5 tRNA genes and 1 rRNA gene are annotated in these 655 nt (G+C 49.6%); all 6 read left to right on the top strand.

The window, feature by feature from the left end:
• Nucleotides 1-65: 65 nt before the first annotated feature.
• Nucleotides 66-181: ribosomal RNA gene (rrf, locus tag VK90_RS27385) — 5S ribosomal RNA — on the top strand.
• Between the two features lie 5 nt (nt 182-186).
• A tRNA-Val gene (locus tag VK90_RS27380) sits at nt 187-262 on the top strand.
• Nucleotides 263-270: 8 nt separating this feature from the next.
• Nucleotides 271-354: transfer RNA gene (locus tag VK90_RS27375), tRNA-Tyr, on the top strand.
• An 11-nt stretch (nt 355-365) separates the two neighbouring features.
• A tRNA-Gln gene (locus tag VK90_RS27370) sits at nt 366-440 on the top strand.
• A 4-nt stretch (nt 441-444) separates the two neighbouring features.
• Nucleotides 445-520, top strand: a tRNA-Lys gene (locus VK90_RS27365).
• 15 nt (nt 521-535) lie between these two features.
• Nucleotides 536-616: transfer RNA gene (locus VK90_RS27360), tRNA-Leu, on the top strand.
• The last annotated feature ends 39 nt before the right edge of the window (nt 617-655 follow it).

Here is a 655-nt window from a genome sequence, read left to right as displayed (position 1 = left end):
ATAAAAAACTTGTTGACTTTTAAAAGTGAATGAGTTAAAATGATTCTTGTCTTAAATGAATACAGTCTGGTAATGATGGCAGAGAGGCCACACCCGTTCCCATACCGAACACGGAAGTTAAGCTCTCTAGCGCCGATGGTAGTTGGGACCTTGTCCCTGTGAGAGTAGGACGTTGCCAGGCAAAATGGAGGATTAGCTCAGCTGGGAGAGCACCTGCCTTACAAGCAGGGGGTCGGCGGTTCGATCCCGTCATCCTCCACCATTTATGTCGGAGGGGTAGCGAAGTGGCTAAACGCGGCGGACTGTAAATCCGCTCCTTCGGGTTCGGCAGTTCGAATCTGCCCCCCTCCACCATTCTTAATTAATGGGCTATAGCCAAGCGGTAAGGCAACGGACTTTGACTCCGTCATGCGCTGGTTCGAATCCAGCTAGCCCAGCCATTAAGAGCCATTAGCTCAGTTGGTAGAGCATCTGACTTTTAATCAGAGGGTCGAAGGTTCGAATCCTTCATGGCTCACCATTTTTAATAAAATATGCGGGTGTGGCGGAATTGGCAGACGCACCAGACTTAGGATCTGGCGCCTTTGGCGTGGGGGTTCGACTCCCTTCACCCGCACTTTTAATAAAATATCTCATACATGTCTTGCGGAAGTAG

This window comes from Bacillus sp. LK2 (genome assembly GCF_001043575.1).
In the GTDB taxonomy this organism is placed as follows: domain Bacteria; phylum Bacillota; class Bacilli; order Bacillales; family Bacillaceae_G; genus Bacillus_A; species Bacillus_A paramycoides.
This window is presented reverse-complemented; position numbering and strand designations above follow the sequence as displayed.